This window comes from Streptomyces sp. NPDC057287, from assembly GCF_042667905.1.
Lineage (GTDB): Bacteria > Actinomycetota > Actinomycetes > Streptomycetales > Streptomycetaceae > Streptomyces.
Window position 1 is genome coordinate 223,323 of sequence record NZ_JBHUYV010000008.1, and the last position, 17,318, is coordinate 240,640.

17 protein-coding genes and 1 tRNA gene are annotated in these 17,318 nt (G+C 67.6%); 8 read left to right on the plus strand and 10 right to left on the minus strand.

Annotated features, from left to right (window positions below):
• Nucleotides 1-175: 175 nt before the first annotated feature.
• The 7 genes from ACFUNE_RS17975 to ACFUNE_RS18005 form a co-directional block, all read right to left on the minus strand.
• Nucleotides 176-2,347 (minus strand): hypothetical protein, encoded by a 2,172-nt coding sequence (locus ACFUNE_RS17975; protein ID WP_383568310.1) that lies wholly within the window; start codon nt 2,345-2,347, stop codon nt 176-178.
• A gap of 96 nt (nt 2,348-2,443) precedes the next feature.
• Entirely contained in the window at nt 2,444-4,450 is a 2,007-nt protein-coding gene (locus ACFUNE_RS17980; protein ID WP_383568313.1) for a hypothetical protein, read from the minus strand.
• A 17-nt stretch (nt 4,451-4,467) separates the two neighbouring features.
• Nucleotides 4,468-4,848, minus strand: coding sequence for an RRQRL motif-containing zinc-binding protein (locus ACFUNE_RS17985; RefSeq protein WP_383568316.1), 381 nt, complete (start codon nt 4,846-4,848; stop codon nt 4,468-4,470).
• 5 nt (nt 4,849-4,853) lie between these two features.
• On the minus strand, nt 4,854-5,636 hold the full coding sequence (locus ACFUNE_RS17990) for a hypothetical protein (protein ID WP_383568319.1): 783 nt from the start codon (nt 5,634-5,636) through the stop codon (nt 4,854-4,856).
• Between the two features lie 52 nt (nt 5,637-5,688).
• Nucleotides 5,689-5,991: a DUF6303 family protein gene (locus tag ACFUNE_RS17995; protein WP_383568322.1), complete on the minus strand. Its 303-nt coding sequence runs from the start codon at nt 5,989-5,991 to the stop codon at nt 5,689-5,691.
• Nucleotides 5,988-6,293, minus strand: a complete 306-nt coding sequence (locus ACFUNE_RS18000) for a hypothetical protein (RefSeq protein ID WP_383568325.1) — start codon at nt 6,291-6,293, stop codon at nt 5,988-5,990. The genes ACFUNE_RS17995 and ACFUNE_RS18000 overlap by 4 nt, the downstream gene beginning before the upstream one ends.
• Before the next feature lie 137 nt (nt 6,294-6,430).
• Nucleotides 6,431-6,829 carry a protein kilB gene (locus ACFUNE_RS18005; protein WP_383568328.1) on the minus strand — a complete coding sequence of 133 codons (399 nt, stop codon included), beginning with the start codon at nt 6,827-6,829 and terminating at the stop codon, nt 6,431-6,433.
• Between the two features lie 553 nt (nt 6,830-7,382).
• On the opposite strand from ACFUNE_RS18005, the gene ACFUNE_RS18010 reads away from it, so the two are divergent.
• Together ACFUNE_RS18010 and ACFUNE_RS18015 are read left to right on the plus strand one after the other, a co-directional pair.
• Nucleotides 7,383-8,141: a helix-turn-helix domain-containing protein gene (locus ACFUNE_RS18010; RefSeq protein WP_383568331.1), complete on the plus strand. Its 759-nt coding sequence runs from the start codon at nt 7,383-7,385 to the stop codon at nt 8,139-8,141.
• Nucleotides 8,142-8,143: 2 nt separating this feature from the next.
• A complete protein-coding gene (locus ACFUNE_RS18015) occupies nt 8,144-8,617 on the plus strand; it encodes an NUDIX domain-containing protein (protein WP_383568333.1) in 474 nt (157 codons plus the stop codon).
• Here the strand turns inward: ACFUNE_RS18015 and ACFUNE_RS18020 are convergent.
• Nucleotides 8,605-9,177, minus strand: a complete 573-nt coding sequence (locus ACFUNE_RS18020; RefSeq protein ID WP_383568336.1) for an HD domain-containing protein — start codon at nt 9,175-9,177, stop codon at nt 8,605-8,607. The two genes, ACFUNE_RS18015 and ACFUNE_RS18020, sit on opposite strands and share 13 nt — an antisense overlap.
• Nucleotides 9,174-9,641: a GntR family transcriptional regulator gene (locus ACFUNE_RS18025; protein ID WP_383568339.1), complete on the minus strand. Its 468-nt coding sequence runs from the start codon at nt 9,639-9,641 to the stop codon at nt 9,174-9,176. Before ACFUNE_RS18025 ends, ACFUNE_RS18020 begins: the two co-directional genes overlap by 4 nt.
• Nucleotides 9,642-10,075: 434 nt before the next feature.
• Between ACFUNE_RS18025 and ACFUNE_RS18030 the strand changes: the two genes are divergently transcribed.
• From ACFUNE_RS18030 to ACFUNE_RS18040, 3 genes are all read left to right on the plus strand, one after another.
• Nucleotides 10,076-12,121: an AAA family ATPase gene (locus ACFUNE_RS18030; RefSeq protein WP_383568342.1), complete on the plus strand. Its 2,046-nt coding sequence runs from the start codon at nt 10,076-10,078 to the stop codon at nt 12,119-12,121.
• 294 nt (nt 12,122-12,415) lie between these two features.
• Nucleotides 12,416-12,500 (plus strand) — tRNA-Ser (locus ACFUNE_RS18035).
• Between the two features lie 177 nt (nt 12,501-12,677).
• Nucleotides 12,678-13,142, plus strand: coding sequence for a GNAT family N-acetyltransferase (locus ACFUNE_RS18040; protein ID WP_383568344.1), 465 nt, complete (start codon nt 12,678-12,680; stop codon nt 13,140-13,142).
• A gap of 17 nt (nt 13,143-13,159) precedes the next feature.
• Here the strand turns inward: ACFUNE_RS18040 and ACFUNE_RS18045 are convergent, their stop codons facing one another.
• Nucleotides 13,160-14,041, minus strand: coding sequence for a bifunctional DNA primase/polymerase (locus ACFUNE_RS18045; RefSeq protein WP_383568347.1), 882 nt, complete (start codon nt 14,039-14,041; stop codon nt 13,160-13,162).
• Between the two features lie 242 nt (nt 14,042-14,283).
• On the opposite strand from ACFUNE_RS18045, the gene ACFUNE_RS18050 reads away from it, so the two are divergent.
• The 3 genes from ACFUNE_RS18050 to ACFUNE_RS18060 all read left to right on the plus strand — a co-directional run bounded on the left by ACFUNE_RS18050 (nt 14,284) and on the right by ACFUNE_RS18060 (nt 17,275).
• Complete coding sequence (locus tag ACFUNE_RS18050; protein WP_383568350.1) at nt 14,284-14,601, plus strand: hypothetical protein; 318 nt, start codon at nt 14,284-14,286, stop codon at nt 14,599-14,601.
• Between the two features lie 218 nt (nt 14,602-14,819).
• Nucleotides 14,820-15,374 carry a SigE family RNA polymerase sigma factor gene (locus ACFUNE_RS18055; RefSeq protein WP_383568353.1) on the plus strand — a complete coding sequence of 185 codons (555 nt, stop codon included), beginning with the start codon at nt 14,820-14,822 and terminating at the stop codon, nt 15,372-15,374.
• 254 nt (nt 15,375-15,628) lie between these two features.
• On the plus strand, nt 15,629-17,275 hold the full coding sequence (locus ACFUNE_RS18060) for a long-chain fatty acid--CoA ligase (RefSeq protein WP_383568356.1): 1,647 nt from the start codon (nt 15,629-15,631) through the stop codon (nt 17,273-17,275).
• The last annotated feature ends 43 nt before the right edge of the window (nt 17,276-17,318 follow it).

The window sequence follows — 17,318 nt, forward strand, 5'->3', positions numbered from 1 at the left end:
AGCGCCCGGGGGCGCTTCTGGTGGGGCTGGGGGCGGGTTTCGTGGGGGTGTTCTGTGGGACTCCCACGCCCACCACGCGCAGGTCAGGGAGTCCCACAGGGCGTGTGGGACTCCCACAGGGCGTGGTGGGGTGTGTGGTGGGCTGGTTGTGGTGGGCCCACCACACCCGGGCTGTTTACTGTCCGTGGCGCAGGTTGTAGGCGCGCATCGCGGCAGCGAGAGTCTCGGCGGTGTATCCGGGCTTGGACTCGCTGTCCTTTCCGGCGCGGACGGTGCCCTTGCCGGGGCGCTCGATGCTCACCTCGCGCAGCAGCTTGCCGAGCTCGGTGCCCAGCACGAGCGGCTCCATCTGGAGCAGGGCGGCGAGGTCCGCGGTGTGCATGCGGCCCCCGGCGGCCACGACCGCGTTGTGCGCGTCGGCCAGGAGCTGGGGGACAGGGTTGGGGCGGTTCTGCGGTGTGCCGGCCTGCTGGATGACGCGCCCGAAGTCGGCCTGAATGACGGTGGAGTCGTCCAGGCTCGGAGCGGGTGCAGGGCGTGCGGCGTTGAGCATGGTCGCCAGGAGATCGCTGCCCACCCGCACCTGCGGCCCGTCCGATGCGGCCGGAGCGGTCGCGGTGCTGGCTGCGACGACGCGGGGTCCGCCGTTGCCGTCTTCGTCGTCCTCGGTGCTGCTGGTGATCGGGATGCCGGTGAACTCGTTGACCGGCGGATACAGGACGTCCATGTCGGTGTACGCGATCGTCGTGGGGGCGAGCTGCTTGGCTTTGTAGATGCGCGGCAGGATCCGGCCCCAGCGGCTGGCGTAGTAGAGCGCCGGTTCGGTGTCCAGGAACACCGGCTCCAGCTGCGGGCGCCGGTCGGCGTAGGCGACGCTCAGGGCCCGGATCTGCTTGGGCTTGATCCGGTATCCCTTGAACGCCGTGGGGTCGGATACGACGTCGTCCTCGTCGGGCGAGGAGTAGAACCCGCACCCCTTGTAGGGGGCCGACTTGGGGTTGATGCGCCCGCCACCTGTCGGGAACAGGTGGGAGAGCTCTTCAGGGTCGGAGACACGCATACCGACCCGCACCCGGGACTGCTTCTTCATCGCGGCGGTGATGACGTCCTGGGTGGCCCGCAGTCCGCAGACCAGCACCCGGACGCGAACGGCGCGGCCGGTGTTGACGATGGTGTCCAGCTTGCGCAGCAGACCCGGGGTGAGTTCGGCGATCTCGTCGACCGCGACCAGGATTTCGGGCAGGTCGTGGGTGACGGTGAGCTTGTCGTCCTCGGTGAGCAGGTCCTGGTGCCCGGCCTTGCGGGCGCCGATTCCGGCGATGACGGTGTCGCAGAGGATGTGGGCCTCTTCGATCGTGTCGGCGGTCCAGTCGATCAGCGGCACCCTCGCGGTGCCGTCGACGGCCCAGGAGTGCAGCCAGGGGAGGCTGATTCCGGCGCCGGTGACGTCGATGTGCATGACCACCGTGTTGTCCGTGCGAAGCGCCCCGGCGTTGGCGGTGTTGACCGTGTTTGTCTTGCCGGAGCCGGTCTGCCCGACGACCAGGGCGCACTCGTCGACGACTGCGATCCGGGCCTCTTCCCCGTCGGGCTTGAGGCCGAGCGGGAGACCGTCGTAGATGCTGGTGACGGTGGTGTCCTCCGGGGCGTCGGGCAGGTCGACGACCTTCGCGAGGACGTCGACAGCGGTGACCCGGATGAGGGTCTGTCCGTAGACCTCGCCGTCCATGATCTGAATGCCGCCGCCCTTGGGCAGGCGCAGGTCGACGGCGAGCTTGCGCACCGCATCGGCCGGGAGCTCCGGGGTGTCGGACGGCATCAGGACGCGGACGGTGTATCCGACGTCGCCCTTCCACGCCCGGACGCCCTGGACCTCGTGGCCTTCCAGGCGGAAGAGGCGCTCCAGGCGCTCGTGCCATTCACCGGCCTGCTTGTTCGCCCACTTCTGCAGGCGGCGCTCGGTGCGCTCGGTACGGGCGGTGGCCTCGGCCCGGACCAGGCCGCGGGCCAGGGTCATGCCGGCAGCGGTCCCGGCCGCCCACCATCCGGCGGCGCCCCACGTCAGGGCGGTGTGGCTTTCCAGCACGGTCGCGGTCCAGCCCCCGGCCGTGAGCCAGGCCGCGCACCGGGCGGCGGTGTGGCCGGTGGGGCGGTGCTGGTAGAGGTCGGCGCCGACCTGGGCGACGGCCCCGGCTCCGGCGACGAGCAGGGCGTACGAGGCGGGGAGGCCGGTGACGGTTCCGGCGGTCGCGACGGTGTAGGCGCCACCGGCGACCAGGGCGGCAGAGGTGGCGGGTGAGTGGTTCCAGCCCCAGTCCAGGGCAGAACCAGCGGACTTGGCAGCCATCAACGGCTCCTTCGTAAGCAGCAGAACTGGGCGGGACGGACGCGGGCCGCACACCGGGTGGGTGTGCGGCCCGCAGGGGCGGTCTGGGAGTGCTGGTCAGACGTCCCACATGCCTTCGGCTTCCTCGCCGTTGCGGGGGGCTTCGTGGCGGGAGATGTCCGGGGCGTGCAGACGCCGGAAGTTCGGCATCAGCTCCTGAGCGGCCGACGCGGCGGCCATCAGGAGCTGATGCACGTCGGCGATCGCGTCGACGATCTGCTTGTCGACGGGGTAGCGGTCGTTGGAACGGACCTGGAGCAGGTTGATCGCGGCGGCGACGTTCTCGATGCCGGCCGGAACACCCTCGTACTCGGCGGCGACCTGGTTCATGTGGCCGGGCTCGTACCGGGAGTAGACATGGGCGACGTCCTGAGCGACCGCGACGAACCGCGAGGGCTGACGCTGGTCGAACCCACCGTCCTGGCGGCGCTCAAGGATGTTCCACATGTGCTCGCCCGGCCGCGGCTCCTCGTAGCGGCGCAGGTCGTGCTCGTGGACCTTCGCGAACAGCGGCCCGACCTCGGCCGCCTTCTGGGATGCCTGGTGGAGCAGGGCGTAGACCTGGGCGACCAGGTCCGCCATCCTCGCGTCGGCCGGGTACTTGTCGGCGGTGTTCACCGCGAGCTGCCGCACCGCCTCCGCAGCCGACGTCAGCCCCTCAGGCAGGCCCCAGTACTCGGCCGCGACCGCGAGCATCATCGGCGGGTCGTACGTGGCGTACGCCTCGCGCACAGCCTCGGTCTCCTGCTGGAACACAGACACCAGGTTTCCTCCGAAATAGTCGGTGCCGAACCCGTCGTCCGCCTTGGCCGGGCGGGTGTGGCCGGGCTCGTCGAAGTCGGTCAGAACATCCGGGCGCGTGGCCTTGATCCACGCGTCCTTGGCCCGGCGCATCAGCCGCGAGTGCACGGCCTTGGCCGCTTGGATGCTCCAGCGGGTGAACCGGGCACCCCACTGGACACCGTTACGAGGCGCGAGCCGCAGGAACCGCAGAACGCCCCCGGCAGTCGCTGCGAGACCTCGCAGCAGCAGGCCGGGCACCAGGGCCAGGGCTCCGACTGCACCGGCGGCGACCTTGGCCGCAGCGCTGCGCAGCAGGTAGCGCATACCGGCCTTGCCCTTCTTCAACGCCTCACGGCGAGCCGTGCGGATCCGCTCCCGCATCGACTGCGTGGTGGGGGAATCGGCGACCTTGCGGCCCAGACCCCGGGCCGCAGCAACACCGCGCATGCCGGTGCGGGCGACCTTGCGGGTCCAGGCGGCGAGCGTCGAACGCGCACGCCCACCACCCTTGCCCTCCCGGCCGTTGGAGCCGTTCGGGCCCTGATTCCTCTCGGCCCTTCCGCTCCCGCCGGAGCTGCGGCGCTGGCGCAGGCGCTGCAATATCCCAGCGCGCCCACCAGCAGCCTCGCGGCCACCGGCCCCAGTACCCGCAGACCTCCCGGAAGCCGCACTCCGACCGGCAGACCCACCGCCCGTGGCGGTGGAAGCACTGGTGAACGGCTTCTTCGGCAGGGACCCGCCGCTTCCGTGTGCGGGCGAACGGCGGGGGTTGGTGCGGGGCGAGGACGCGCCGGAGCTGGTCGCACCGAGCCCGGAGGAACGACCGCGGCCACCACCAGAACGGCCGCTTCCACCTGCTCGCCCCAACCCGGAGCGGCCCCCGCCGGTGCTGCCGAGCGTCGAGCGGTGCCCGGAACCGCGAAGGGCCCGGCCGCCGGTTCCTGCTGCCTTGGACTTGCGTGCGCGGCGGGCTGCGGTGGCAACGGCGAGCACGCCGCCGCCGGCGGCGACACCGGCGGCGGTGAGCATCCCGGCCGTTCCGGTCGCGGCGTAGAGCGCGGACGCCCCGGTTGATGCGGCCTCGGTGCCGAACAGGGCCAGGGGCCACGCCCGCAGCGCACTGCTCGGCCCCTTGGTGGTCGCGGCGGTGTCGGCGCCGTCGGTGGTCTGGTTGAGGGTGATCTCGATCGGCAGGCTCTGCCCGTCCGGGCCATCGGCCACCGTGGTCACGGTCGTGGCTGCGGTGTCCGGTGATGCCTGCGGAGTTGTGGTGTCGGACACGGGTCTGACTCCTTGTTTCAGGCGGCTGATTCGGTCGGGTAGGCGCAGGTCACGCACATGCCGAGCGAGGTCGGGATGACGTATCCGGCGTCCCTCTGGCAGGTGGGGCAGGTGCGGCGGGCGAGCATCGCCAACGCCAGGGCGCCCCACTTCCGTGAGGTCATCGGGCGTACGGGCTTGGCCTGGTCGATGCGGTAGAGGTAGGCGACCTGGACGCCGCCGCGGCGGCGGTTGTTGCGCATGAGCTGGGCGGCGATCGGTTGCCCGCCCGGCCGCAGCCCGCGGGCCCGTAACTGTCGGCGGGTCGCGTGGCCGTCGGGGGCGAGGCGCCAGGGGAAGGTCGGTATCCCGTAGCGGGCACCGGAGGGGTCGAAGCACCGGCCGAAGGTGGGAGACATCAGCATCACCCACCCACGACGGACAGCGCGGGGCCGTCCTGCGGCGGGTTGGCGAGGCGGCCGTAGACCTTGTGGACGTAGGAGGTGGACCGGGTGGATTTCACCGCAGCCTCGGCGATCGTGTCCCCGTCTTCGAAGCACTGCCGGATGACCTCGGCGGCCTCTTCGGTACTCAGCCGGGACCCGGTCTGCTGCTCCTCGTCGTCCGGGGTGGACGCCGGGGGGACAGACAGGGGATGCACCCGCTGTGCACCGCAGATGACCAGCCGCTTCACGATCGGAGCGGGCAGCGCGGCCGGTCCCGGCTGAGCGACGGGGGCCGGGGTGAGCGTGGGGGTGGATGCGGGGTGGACGGCCGGGGCTTCCACCCGTTCCACCACCGGGTCCACCTGGTCACGCAGGACGGCGATTCGATCAAGGATCGCGCGCCGGTAGAAGGTGATCGCCTCAGCGAGAACGATCAGGAGGACCGGGGGGATGGAGTGGAGGACGAGACCGGCCGGGTCCACGTCCCGGGGGACACCGAACTCACTGCCGGCGGGCCACAGGGCGCTCCAGCAGTTCATCAGCCAGGTGCCCAGACCGGCGAACCAGCGGAGCCCAGTGGCCCAGCCGGACGGCTTCACCCCGTGCTCGGACAAGCGACCGTCCACGATCAGAACGGCCCCGAGGGCGACCGCGACCATCGGGTCGAGCAACCACGCGATCCAGGGGCTGATGTGGTGGTCGATGGCGAACAGGGTCACGTTCGTCGCGGTGAACGCCAACGCGACCACCGCAACTGTCACCAGCACTTTCGTGAGCCCGGACTGGAGGGACTGCAACGCTGCGATCTGCTGGTCAGGCCGCGCGGGGCGTTTCATTCCGCACCCCCACCGGGCGGACGTCGACTGCACCCAGCAGCCGCACCCTGTCCGTGGGCCCGGAGGGAAGTTCCTGCCACTCCCACTCCGCTCCGGTGGCCCGCTCGAAGCCGAGGGCGGCTAGGGCCTGCACCCGCTCGTCCAGAGTGGGCACGGGCATCGTTCGGTTGAAAAGGTGTTCCGGCCAGTCCGCGGTCGGCCCGTCCGTGACGATGTAGAGCTCCCACAGGTCGCCGAAGGCGTTGTTCAGACGCGCGCTGAGCGTCGGCAGGTCACTCATGCGGCCACCGCCGAACCGGCGCCGGCCGCCTTCGCCGGGCGGCGGACGGTGCGGCGGGGGCGCCAGCCACTCGTCTGCGTCCTCAGCGGGAGCGTCCGCAGCAGGCTGGCGGCGTAGGCCGCGGTCTCCGGGTCGCTCTCCCGCAGGTCCGCGAGGACCTCATGGGCGACGTCCAGGCGAGCGGCCCGCTCCATCGCGGACTCCGTGGCCGGACCGGTGAACAGCTCCAGGTCGATGCCCAGAGCCAGCTCAATGAACTCGGTCGCGGTAACAGGCTCGCGACCAGCAACGATGTTCTTCATGGGTCGTTTTCTCCTTGAACGGTGGGACGGCCCGAAGCACCCTCGGAGCGGCTACTCCGGGGGTGCGGCCGTTATTGGGGTGGATCAAGGGCGGGACAGGACGACAGCCGTCGTGGCGGTCAGTGCGTCGGCCGCGGCTACGGCCGACTCCCGAAACGACGCCAGCGCCTGCTCGTTCGCGGCGCCGCGCATCGCATACGCCGCACGACCGCCGCTTCAACCTCCAGGCGGACCTGGGGCAGCAGCACTGTCAGGGCCACCTGCGGGGCCGTGACAGCAGACCGGGTGACGTGGCTCGCCTCACGAGCCACGGCCACGTCGGCCGGGGCCGCACCGGACAAGCGCAGGTCTTCGCGGGACCACATCGCCCGGCGGTGGTCCGCGAGCGCGGTGCTCAGCTCGGACAAGGCAGTCAGGGCCCGATCACGCAGCGCCTGACGACGCTGGGAACGAGCCGCGTAGTACTGCTGAACGCCCACGACGCCGGCGCCCAGCAGCGTGCCGACGACCGCGACGACAGCGGCAGCGATCTCCATCGAACTCCCCCTTCGGGGCCGGGCTCTCCGGCTCCCCTCGGCCCCGCCCGTACGACCCGAGAGCCGGACGGGCGGGGGAGGCAACCGGCCGCAGCCTGAGCTGCGGAGTTGAGGTGGTGCGATATCTCCTTCGCGGGAGCAGCGCCCGTATCAGGTAGCGCTGCATGACCGCGTTGTAGGCGTATGGAGACGTGACCTTGCGGTCTAAGCCATCCGGTCAATGACAAGGCGCCGGTGCACCTCGGCCCGATCTGTCCCGGGCCCCTTGGCGACGCATCCGAAGACGTGACGCCCAGTCGTGCAGGTCGAAGCAGCCCAAAGGAGGGCCCTTCTCACCGCTCCTGCCGTGCAGCTGATGCGATACCTGTATTACAGGTTCTGCATGGTGGTGCCGTCAAGCAGGGCAGTGGACTTTCGTGTCTTCGCGCCGTGGACTTCCTGGCGCACCATCAGCATCGCTGCAGGCCAGGGGCGTTGGTTACCCCATCCGTGGACAGCTCAGATTCATCTCGCTACCTTCAAGAGGTCCCAAGACGTCCCACCGGGGGTTGCGATGTCCAACGAACGCTTACGGTCGGCCCTGCTCGCGCAGGGCATGACTGTGCAGGATCTGGCCGAGTCGATCGAGGTCAACCCGAAGACGGTCGAACGCTGGATCACTCAGGGCAAGGTTCCGTATCGGCGCCATCAGTACGCCACGGCGTCATTGCTCAAAGTGGATGTGACGACCCTGTGGGACGACTCCCGTGCAGTTGAGACCGCAGCTGACTTGAGCAAGGCAGAGATCGTCACGATCTACCCGCACCGCCACATGGTGCCCAACACCTTGTGGCGCGACATCTACGAACGGGCAGAGTCGCGCATCGACGTTCTCGTCTACTCCGGTCTGTGGCTGTCGGAGGACCCGCTCTTCCACGAGCTGCTGAAGAGGAAGGTGCAGGGGACGACTCAGGTCAGGATTCTGCTGGGAGATCCTGGCTGTGATGCTGTGCGACAACGTGGCATAGACGAGGGGCACCGCATCATGGACGGCAAGATTCGCAACGCCCTCGTGAACTACCGCCCGCTCTTCGCCAGCCATCCTGACATCGGCTTTCGCCTGCACGATGGGACGCTGTACAACTCCCTCTTCCGGTCCGACGACGAGATGCTCGTGAACACTCACGTCTACGGGATTGGGGCGTACATGGCGCCGGTCCTGCACCTGCGACGGCTCCCTGGAGGCGGGCTCTTCGACACCTACGCGAATAGCATCGAACAGACCTGGGGCAGTGCACGCCCGGTCGAGGATCACGACATCACGGGAGCTTGAGCATGGGACGCATCGACTACCTTCACGATCCCGCCGCCCCGCCGGCCAATTCGGTTCTTCCGTCTGTCGTGGCCTTTGTGCAGAACGACGCCGGGGCTGTCTTGCTGATCCAGCGTTCGGATAACGGTCGCTGGGCCCTGCCGGGTGGTGGCCACGACGTAGGCGAATCCATCAGCGACACCGTCGTGCGTGAGGTGTGGGAAGAGACGGGGATCAAAGCCGAGGTCATCAACATGTCGGGGATCTACACCGACCCCGGTCACGTGATGCTGTACGACGACGGTGAGGCCCGGCAGCAATTCAGCATCTGCTTCCGTGCACGACCGGTCGGTGGCGATGTCCGTACGAGCGACGAAACGACTCAGGTCCGCTGGGTGTCCCCAGCGGACCTGAACGATTTCGATGTCCACCCCACGATGCGGCTCAGGATCGAGCACGCGATGGACCAGGGACGGACAGCCCCCTACATCGGCTGACGTTTGGCGGCGGCGAGTCGCTCGATGACCCGCGCGGTACTGGCGAGGATCTCAGGCTCGGCACGGCGGATAAACGTACCGATCAGGCTGTCCGGTCCGTAGCGTCCAGCGATCTCATTCACCCGGTCCACCGGATTCGTCGGAGTGCCGTCCGGTGTCGTGTTCATGTCGCAGTAGCAGAGCGCATCTGCGAGGTGGGGGTGCGACCGCGGGAAGTCGTTCTCCAGCACCTCGCGCAGTCCACGCGCATCGGCTTCCATCCACGCGCACGAGTGGTGAGCAACGAGACGCACCACCCGTTCGTCGGCGTGGGCCATGTCCCGGAGGTACCGCGCCCCGTCCAGGGGATGAAAGCCGGTCTTGGCCAGGTCAGGCGCGTACCCAATGTCGTGCAGCACTGCCGCGGCCTCCATCAGGTCGGCATCCTTCCCTAGGATCGAGGCGATCGTGCGTGCCCGCTCCGCGACACCCTGGGAGTGGGCCCACCGGCGAGGCAGGGGCTCGGCAAGCAGTGACTCTGCGAGGGGGTAGGCCCACTCGGTTAGTTCCGTAGTGCTCAAGGCTTGGAACCCTCCTCTTGGTTCGGCAGGGCCAACACGGTTCGTTGCTTTCCCTGCTTCCCTTCCGAAAGCAATCCAGCGGCTTGCAACTTGTCGAGCGCCTTGCTGATCGTCGGCCGCGAGACGTCGAAGCGTGCGCTGAGCTTTGCCGCACTCGGGAAGGCTGCCCCGACGGAAAGTTCGTCGTCCGTGATCACGTCAGCGAGGCGTTCGGCCAATGGCCGGCGGTCGACCGACTGGCCACGTCGAATCACCCGCCAACGTCCACCGGGCACTGGTTCAGCGATGCCCTCCTTCTGGAGTGCACCGAACACCCGGAGCGCGACGCCACGAGAGACCCCGTGGTCGCGCATCAAGTTGGCGGCCGACGGGAGCTCAACCATCTCGTCGTTGGCTTCGATCTGTCCCCGAACAACATCAGCAATCCTCAGGAAGGTTCCTCGAGGGCTGGCCTGCTGCGACACCCGCACTTCCTCTCTCCGTAGGTGCCTCAAGCCTGCCATGTTCCTCTCGTCGACAACCCCGTCCGGCAGAGGTGCGATCGGTCCTCGAGGGACGGAAGCCCACACCAGGGGGCGCGCTCGGAGGTCAGCAGGCAAGCAGGTGAAGCCGCGTTGCCCCCATCTGCGGTGGCGGCGCTCCCCGGCACCCCAGTCCGGGCCGCAGGTGGCGCACGGACGGCTGGTCGGCCTGTAGTCCTCGGACGTTAAGCACACGTTCCGACTGGGCGGGTTTCTGTTTGTAAGCGCCCAGGCCCTCTCACCCACTCCAGCGGGGCAGCTGTGGCAGACACTGGGCGGCCTTGCGTGACTTACGGGAAGTCCAGGTAAAACCCACGGTGGATGCGGCATGATGATGCTGCGTGCGTCTATTCATGACTGAAAAGGGGTGTCTAAGAATGCGTCTCCATACGCTTACTTTGAATGGATACAAGAGGTTTCGCAAGCTCACTGAGATCCACTTGGATGAACCAGTGATCGCTCTAGTAGGGTCGAACGAAGCCGGAAAGACAACCATCCTTCAAGCCCTCCTTTCCCTAAATAACAATGATGCCTTGGATCCATCGCATTCCTCTCGGGGAGGTTATGCGCGAGCAGCTGACCCGATTTCTGCCAAGTATTTGCTAGAAGACAAGGACCTGAGCCTTGTTGAGGATATTGCACTACCGACCGAACCAAAATGGCTCACTATTTCCAAATCTTGGAAGGGATTGCTGACGGTAACCGTGATGCCCCCCATCACGCGGGATAGGTCCTATCTGGAAAAAGCGAACGCCAAGCTTGCCGAGTTCATGGATGGCCTACCAGAGCATTATCCTGTGGGTGACGCAGCGGTCTTGGATAGGTCCAAAAGATCTCAAGTCTTCCTCCGTGCAATTGAGAATATTCAGGACAGTGCAAAGTTTGACGCTGCGGCAACATCGAAGGATTTCGCAAGCGTTATTGGTGATCTGCAACGCTTCTTGAATCGATTCTTCCCGAAGGGAGGAGCGTCCACCGACGCAGAGTTCAAGGGAAACGCCATGGCCGCAAGAAGCGCACTGCAAGATCTCCTTGAGTACATGGAAAAGCCTCCTCTGGAAATCGAAGCGGCTCGAAGGCTTTACCCGTCCGTCCCCCGGTATCTATCGTTTAGCGAGGAGGCCAGGGAAGTCCCGGCGAGCCTAAATATCGCGGTCGAGGTGCCGGAGGTGCCGATTGGCCTTAGCAATCTGCTTGGGATGGCAGGATTGAACCTAATCTCCCTCCAAAGGGCTCTGAAGAGAGAGGACTGGGCCCAGTTGGAGTTCATGCTCGGCAGCGGCAACGATCGCCTGAGTGAGGTCATGTCGTCTTGGTCCCAAGAGCAGGTAGCTGTTCGCTTTAGAGTGGATAACGCAACCCTGCGCGTCTTCTTCTCCAGTTCCGGACAGAGCGCCTTTACGGAAATAGCTGAGAGGAGTGACGGGTTGCGCTCATACGTAGCACTGATGGGTAGCATTTACGCCAAGGTCAAGTCGGACGTCGATGAAAGCGCGCTCGGGCCGACTGGGGCGAAGACTCAGCAGGATCTACGTCAAGCGAAAGTCGCACCGCGTGTAAAGACGAAAAATGAACGCCCTGTGATTTTGCTCGTAGATGAGGCAGAGAATCATTTGCACTATGATGCTCAAGCTGACCTAGTAAATGTATTCACCTCGCAAAGGCTGGCCCAGCAAGTCATTTACTCCACCCACTCTGCCGGGTGTCTACCTGAAGATCTCGGCGCTGGGATCCGAGTGGTTAGCCCCATTCCCAAAACAGAGCAAAGCGAAGTGTCAAATTGGTTCTGGCAAGCAGGACCCGGGTTCAGTCCAATTCTCCTAGGGATGGGCGCTACGAGCTTGGCGTTCTCTTCTGTGCGTTCGGTGGCCATTACTGAAGGTGCGACCGAGCTCATTCTTCTCCCCACTCTAATTCGCGAAGCGATCCAGAATAAGAAAGTAGGATTCCAGGTAGCCCCTGGGCTTTCAGAGGTGCATTCAAAAAGAATCGGTGAACTCGAGTTGGAAGGAGCCAGAGTTTGCTACATCGTCGACGGCGATAAGGGGGGAGAAGCGATTGGCAAGAAGCTAGAGCGCGCCGGTATCCAGGGCGACCGCATCTTCTCGGTGTCAGGTGCTTTTGACGGCAAAGTAACCGAGGATCTACTTGATGAGCAGGTGTATCGTCGTGTGATCAATCGGCTGCTTGTTTCCTCGCACGGAGATCCAGCTGCCATTCCCGATTCGCATCACTTGGGTGATGTTAATAGGCCTAGTGGCGTGACCGCTTGGTGCGATAAAGTCGCTGTTTCCTCACCGAGTAAAAGAACGGTAGCGCAAGAGCTGGTCAGAGAGGCCCGGGTTTCGTCAATTTTGAGCACCGACGGAAATCTTCTGATCCAAAAACTGCACAAAGAGGTTCTGCGAGGATTCGAGCTCTAGCCTGAAGATCAGGGCGCGAGCAGCGAACTCAGGACAGTGTCCGAAGGGGTCCCGCCACCCTCGGGTTGTCCTGTTCTTTGTTCAGTTTGCTCGTGCCCGCCGGGGTTCGCCGCCATCCACCAGCCCTCGCTGAGCTGCCGAGTGGTCGTACACGAACGCTCGCCAACAGCCACTCGCACAGTTGGAAAGCGTGTTGGCGAAGTGGCGGCGAGGCCAGCCGGCGGCCAGGCGTGGGCCATGCGCGGGCCAGACCGTATGCCAGGGGAGAGATTTTAGGGGGAAGCGCAGGTCAGCGCGGTTTCCGTTGCTCGGGCAGCGCGGTCTTGAAAACCGTCGTGGCAGCGATGTCACCGTGGGTTCAAATCCCACACCCACCGCATGAGAACGGCCCCTGACCAGAACATCGGTCAGGGGCCGTTGTGCTGCTCATCGTCCGCAGGTCACCGTCGTTTCCCGGTGCTCCCCGCCCTGTCGGGCACGTGCACGGCTGCTTGCGCGGCAGGTCGGCAACCAGCGGCTCCGGGAGTGTCAGTGACGGGTGGCAGACTCCGTCGGCATGAGTGATCAGGTGCGCTTGAGAGACGTCGAAGCGGTCGATCTGGAGGAGTTCTTCGCGCAGGAGCACGATCCTGAGGCTGTGCGGCGGTCGAAGTTCCCGCCCCGGGAGCGGGAAGCCTTCATGACTCACTGGACGACGAAGGTGCTTGGGGATCCCGCCAACTTCGTGCAGGCCGTCACCGTCGACGGAGAACTGGCGGGCAACGTGGTGGCGTGGTGGGACGAGGGGCGACGCTTCATCGGGTACTGGCTCGGCAGGCAGTACTGGGGCCGGGGGATCGGCACGCGGGCGCTGGCGCTGTTCCTGGAGCGGGAAGAGGCCCGTCCCCTGCACGCCGACCCCTTCGTCGGGAACGCCGGCTCGGTGCGGCTGCTGGAGAAGCACGGCTTCCGGCGTACCGAGACGGTCCGGCATGGCGAGCATGAGCACATCATGCTGGTGCTCGACGACAACCCCGCCTGAGCCCGCCGGCCGCAGGGTCAGGGGTTCCGTCGCGGGCTGGTCAGGCGGGCGGCGGAGGCGATCGCGGCGCGGGCCTCCTGTTCGGTGAGGCCGGTGCCGATCGCCGCGTCGGTGAGGGCGTCCGCGAGGTCGTCGCCGAAGCCGTGCTCGTACGCACGGCAGGCCGCCCAGAACAGGCGGGTGTTGCGCTGGCCCTCGTGTGCGGCCCGTACGAACCGCACCAGACCCTGGCCCTGCCGGGCAGGCGAGGTCCGGCCGGCGGGGTGGTGGGGGCGCGGCGGTGGTGTGAGCAGGCGCAGGAGGGCGCGGGGGCAGGGAGCCGGTGCCAGGTGGGCCGTGCCGGGGGCGAGCCGGTACCTGCCGTGGGTGGTGACCGAGCCGGGTCCGACCAGGTAGCCGCCCGCTCCGCGTACGTCGATGCCGGGGGCGAGCCGGCCTGCGGAGTTGGGCACGGAGACCCCGGCCGGGCCGGTCAGCCAGAGGTGGCGGCCGCCGCTGGGCGTGAGCACCGTGACGGTGGCCGGAATGGTGAACAGGTGCTGGAGGGCCAGGTGCTGGAGCGCGGCGACGGAGTCGTTGCCGTGAGTGGTGTCGATGTCGAGGTCGATGCCCACGAGGCGGTGGGGCTGCCGCCCGCAGGCGATCCCGTACCCCGTGGCCCTGGGGGCGGCGGCGAAGAGCGCGCGGACGGCGGCCGGGTCGGTGGTGGCGTCGTGGACCCCGTGCCCGGGCAGTCCGCAGGCGCCCCGGCAGTGCACGGGTGGGGTGTCGTCGCGGTGGGGTGAGCGCAGGGCCGGGAGCTTGGTGGCGGACAGCGGGAAGACGGGGAGCCCGCGCTCGGCGGCGGAGAGCGCGTGGGCCAGGGCCAGGGTGGCGGACTGCCGGTCAGTGGTGGCCATGGAGCTATTTTCGTACATGCGTTCGAAGAAGGGAAGGGGGAGGTGTTCGCTCCGGACGGATGCTTCCTCCGGCGCGGGAGGTTTGACCGGTGTTCCTCATACGTGCGGGGGAATCGCGAACCCCGGGCGGTTCGCCGGGGGCGCGGTGGGCAGTTCTGCTCCCGCGACGTCGTGAACAGCACCGGGGTGGTCGGCCGACCGCTTCGGAACAGCCTCGTTTTCGGTTCCTGGAGGAAATTGACATGGCACGTATCCGCACTGCTCGCGCCCTCGCCGCCGTCGCCGCCCTGCCTCTGGCTGCCGCCCTGTTCGGAGGGGTCGCCGCAGCCGACAACGGTGCGTTCGCGAACGACGGATCGAACGCGGGGGTGGCGACCATCGGGTCGGGCGGTGTCGGCGGTGACAACTCCGGCAACTCGTCCACGTCGCAGCAGCAGGCCGTCGGCGCCGGTGCCTCCAACCACAGCAACACGGTCCAGGTGAGTGGATCGCCCTTCACGTACATCGACCAGTCCACGTACAACTTCTATGTGATCTTCCCGCCGCTCTGGGTGAACTGAGCGCGGGCCCGTGCGGCGGTGTCCCCGCCGCACGGGCCGCGTTCGCGGGTTCTCGCGGGTGAGGGGGAGGCCGTCCCGGGGGTGAGGACCCTGAGGGCGGGGGCCCTCCCCTCCACCTTCAGGAGGTGGAGCCCGCCCGGCCCCTACACCCTGAGGCGGACGTGGCTTCGGGACCTGGGGCCGATCCCCTCGTCGTCGCCCGCTCCTAGCGTGGAGTGATGACCACGCCAGTCTGCACCGGCGCCTCCAGGGCGGCCGCTGCCTCCGCCGGACACCGCCGTTATCCGTCGTTCTCGTCGTACGTGCGGGCCCGGGGGCCCGTGCTGCTGCGCACCGCGCGTTCCCTCACCGCGAACCCGAGCGATGCGGAGGACCTGCTGCAGACGGCCCTCACCAAGACGTACGTCGCCTGGGAGCGGATCGAGGACCACCGGGCGCTCGACGGGTACGTCCGCCGCGCCCTTGTGAACACCCGTACCTCGCAGTGGCGCAAGCGCAAGGTCGACGAGTTCGCCTGCGAGGAGCTGCCCGAGAAGGAGGCCGCGCCCGCGCCGGACCCGGCCGAGCAGCAGTCGCTGCACGACGCGATGTGGCGCGCCGTGCTCAAGCTCCCGGACCGGCAGCGGGCGATGGTCGTCCTGAGGTACTACGAGGACCTCAGCGAGACCCAGACCGCCGAGGTGATGGGGGTCTCCGTGGGCACGGTCAAGAGTGCCGTCTCCCGGGCGCTCGGGAAGCTCCGCGAAGATCCGGAGCTCGGTCCGGTCCGGTGACGTGGGTCACCTGTGCCCCTTTCCCGGCGCTCCCGGGTCCCGACCGACACCTGGGACGTACGTCGGTCCGGGCCCCGCGTGCGGGCGCCCGAGCCGTTTCCGCAGGCGATCCGGGCCACCCGTACGGCCCGAGCCGCTGACCGGTTCTGCCGGTCGGCACCGATTGATACTCCCGGAAGTAGTGACATACCGCGTGGTATGTGAGCAGAATCAGCGCACCCTTACTGCCGCGTAGCGCCCACCGGGAGGACGCCGTGCTGAGCACCATGCAGGACGTACCGCTGACTGTCACCCGCATCCTGACCCATGGGATGACCATCCACGGGAAGTCGCAGGTGACGACCTGGACCGGCGAGCCGGAGCCGCACCGGCGCAGTTTCGCCGACATCGGCAGGCGCGCCTCACAACTGGCGCACGCCCTGCGCGACGAGCTGGGCGTCGAGGGCGACCAGCGGGTCGCCACCCTCATGTGGAACAACGCCGAGCACGTCGAGGCGTATCTGGCGATCCCCTCGATGGGCGCCGTGCTGCACACGCTCAACCTGCGGCTCCCCGCCGAGCAGCTGGTCTGGATCGTCGGCCACGCCGACGACAAGGTCGTCATCGTCAACGGTTCGCTGCTGCCGCTGCTCGCCCCTCTGCTCCCCCACCTGCCCTCCATCGAGCACGTGGTGGTGTCCGGTCCCGGTGACCGCACGGTGCTCGACGGCGCCGTGCCCCGGGTGCACGAGTACGAGGAGCTGATCGCCGGCCGCCCCACCTCCTACGACTGGCCCGAGCTGGACGAACGCCAGGCCGCCGCCATGTGCTACACCTCCGGGACCACGGGCGACCCCAAGGGCGTCGTCTACTCCCACCGCTCCATCTACCTGCACTCCATGCAGGTCAACATGGCCGAGTCGATGGGGCTGACCGACAAGGACACGACCCTGGTCGTCGTGCCCCAGTTCCATGTGAACGCCTGGGGGCTTCCGCACGCGACGTTCATGACCGGCGTCAACATGCTCATGCCGGACCGCTTCCTGCAGCCCGCTCCGCTCGCCGACATGATCGAGCGGGAGCGGCCGTCCCACGCGGCGGCCGTCCCCACCATCTGGCAGGGGCTGCTGGCCGAGGTCACCGCCAAGCCGCGCGACCTCTCCTCCATGGCCAGCGTCACCATCGGCGGTGCCGCCTGTCCGCCTTCCCTGATGGAGGCGTACGACAAGCTCGGTGTCCGCCTCTGCCACGCCTGGGGCATGACGGAGACCTCGCCGCTCGGCACCATGTCCAACCCGCCCGCCGGACTGACCGACGAGCAGGAGTGGCCGTACCGCATCACCCAGGGCCGGTTCCCTGCCGGTGTCGAGGCGCGTCTGACCGGTCCCGGGGGCGAACACCTGCCGTGGGACGGCGAGTCCGCGGGTGAGCTGGAGGTCCGGGGCCCCTGGATCGCCGGTGCGTACTACGGCGGTGCGGAGGGCGGGGACCTGCGTCCCGACGACAAGTTCAGCGAGGACGGCTGGCTGAAGACCGGCGACGTCGGCGTGATCAGCGACGAGGGCTACCTCACGCTGACCGACCGGGCCAAGGACGTCATCAAGTCCGGCGGCGAGTGGATCTCCAGCGTGGACCTGGAGAATGCGATCATGGCGCACCCGGACGTGGCCGAGGCCGCGGTCGTCGCCGTCCCCGACGAGAAGTGGGGCGAGCGCCCCCTGGCGACCGTCGTCCTCAAGGAGGGCGCGACCGCGGACTACGCGGCGCTCAGGACCTTCCTCGCCCAGTCCGTCGCCAAGTGGCAGCTGCCCGAGCGCTGGACGATCGTGCCCGCGGTGCCGAAGACGAGCGTGGGCAAGTTCGACAAGAAGGTGATCCGCAGGCAGTACGCCGACGGCGAGCTGGACATCACACAGCTCTGAGGCGGGACGGTCCTGCGCCCGCAGGGCCGGACGTACGACGGGG

Bases quoted from the DNA above. Each gene is read 5' to 3' on its own strand.
- ACFUNE_RS17975 (WP_383568310.1), bottom strand. From the start codon at position 2,347: ATGGCTGCCAAGTCCGCTGGTTCTGCCCTGGACTGGGGCTGGAACCAC.
- ACFUNE_RS17985 (WP_383568316.1), bottom strand. From the start codon at position 4,848: ATGTCTCCCACCTTCGGCCGGTGCTTCGACCCCTCCGGTGCCCGCTAC.
- ACFUNE_RS17995 (WP_383568322.1), bottom strand. From the start codon at position 5,991: ATGAGTGACCTGCCGACGCTCAGCGCGCGTCTGAACAACGCCTTCGGC.
- ACFUNE_RS18000 (WP_383568325.1), bottom strand. From the start codon at position 6,293: ATGAAGAACATCGTTGCTGGTCGCGAGCCTGTTACCGCGACCGAGTTC.
- ACFUNE_RS18005 (WP_383568328.1), bottom strand. From the start codon at position 6,829: ATGGAGATCGCTGCCGCTGTCGTCGCGGTCGTCGGCACGCTGCTGGGC.
- ACFUNE_RS18010 (WP_383568331.1), top strand. From the start codon at position 7,383: ATGTCCAACGAACGCTTACGGTCGGCCCTGCTCGCGCAGGGCATGACT.
- ACFUNE_RS18015 (WP_383568333.1), top strand. From the start codon at position 8,144: ATGGGACGCATCGACTACCTTCACGATCCCGCCGCCCCGCCGGCCAAT.
- ACFUNE_RS18030 (WP_383568342.1), top strand. From the start codon at position 10,076: ATGCGTCTCCATACGCTTACTTTGAATGGATACAAGAGGTTTCGCAAG.
- ACFUNE_RS18040 (WP_383568344.1), top strand. From the start codon at position 12,678: ATGAGTGATCAGGTGCGCTTGAGAGACGTCGAAGCGGTCGATCTGGAG.
- ACFUNE_RS18045 (WP_383568347.1), bottom strand. From the start codon at position 14,041: ATGGCCACCACTGACCGGCAGTCCGCCACCCTGGCCCTGGCCCACGCG.
- ACFUNE_RS18050 (WP_383568350.1), top strand. From the start codon at position 14,284: ATGGCACGTATCCGCACTGCTCGCGCCCTCGCCGCCGTCGCCGCCCTG.
- ACFUNE_RS18055 (WP_383568353.1), top strand. From the start codon at position 14,820: ATGACCACGCCAGTCTGCACCGGCGCCTCCAGGGCGGCCGCTGCCTCC.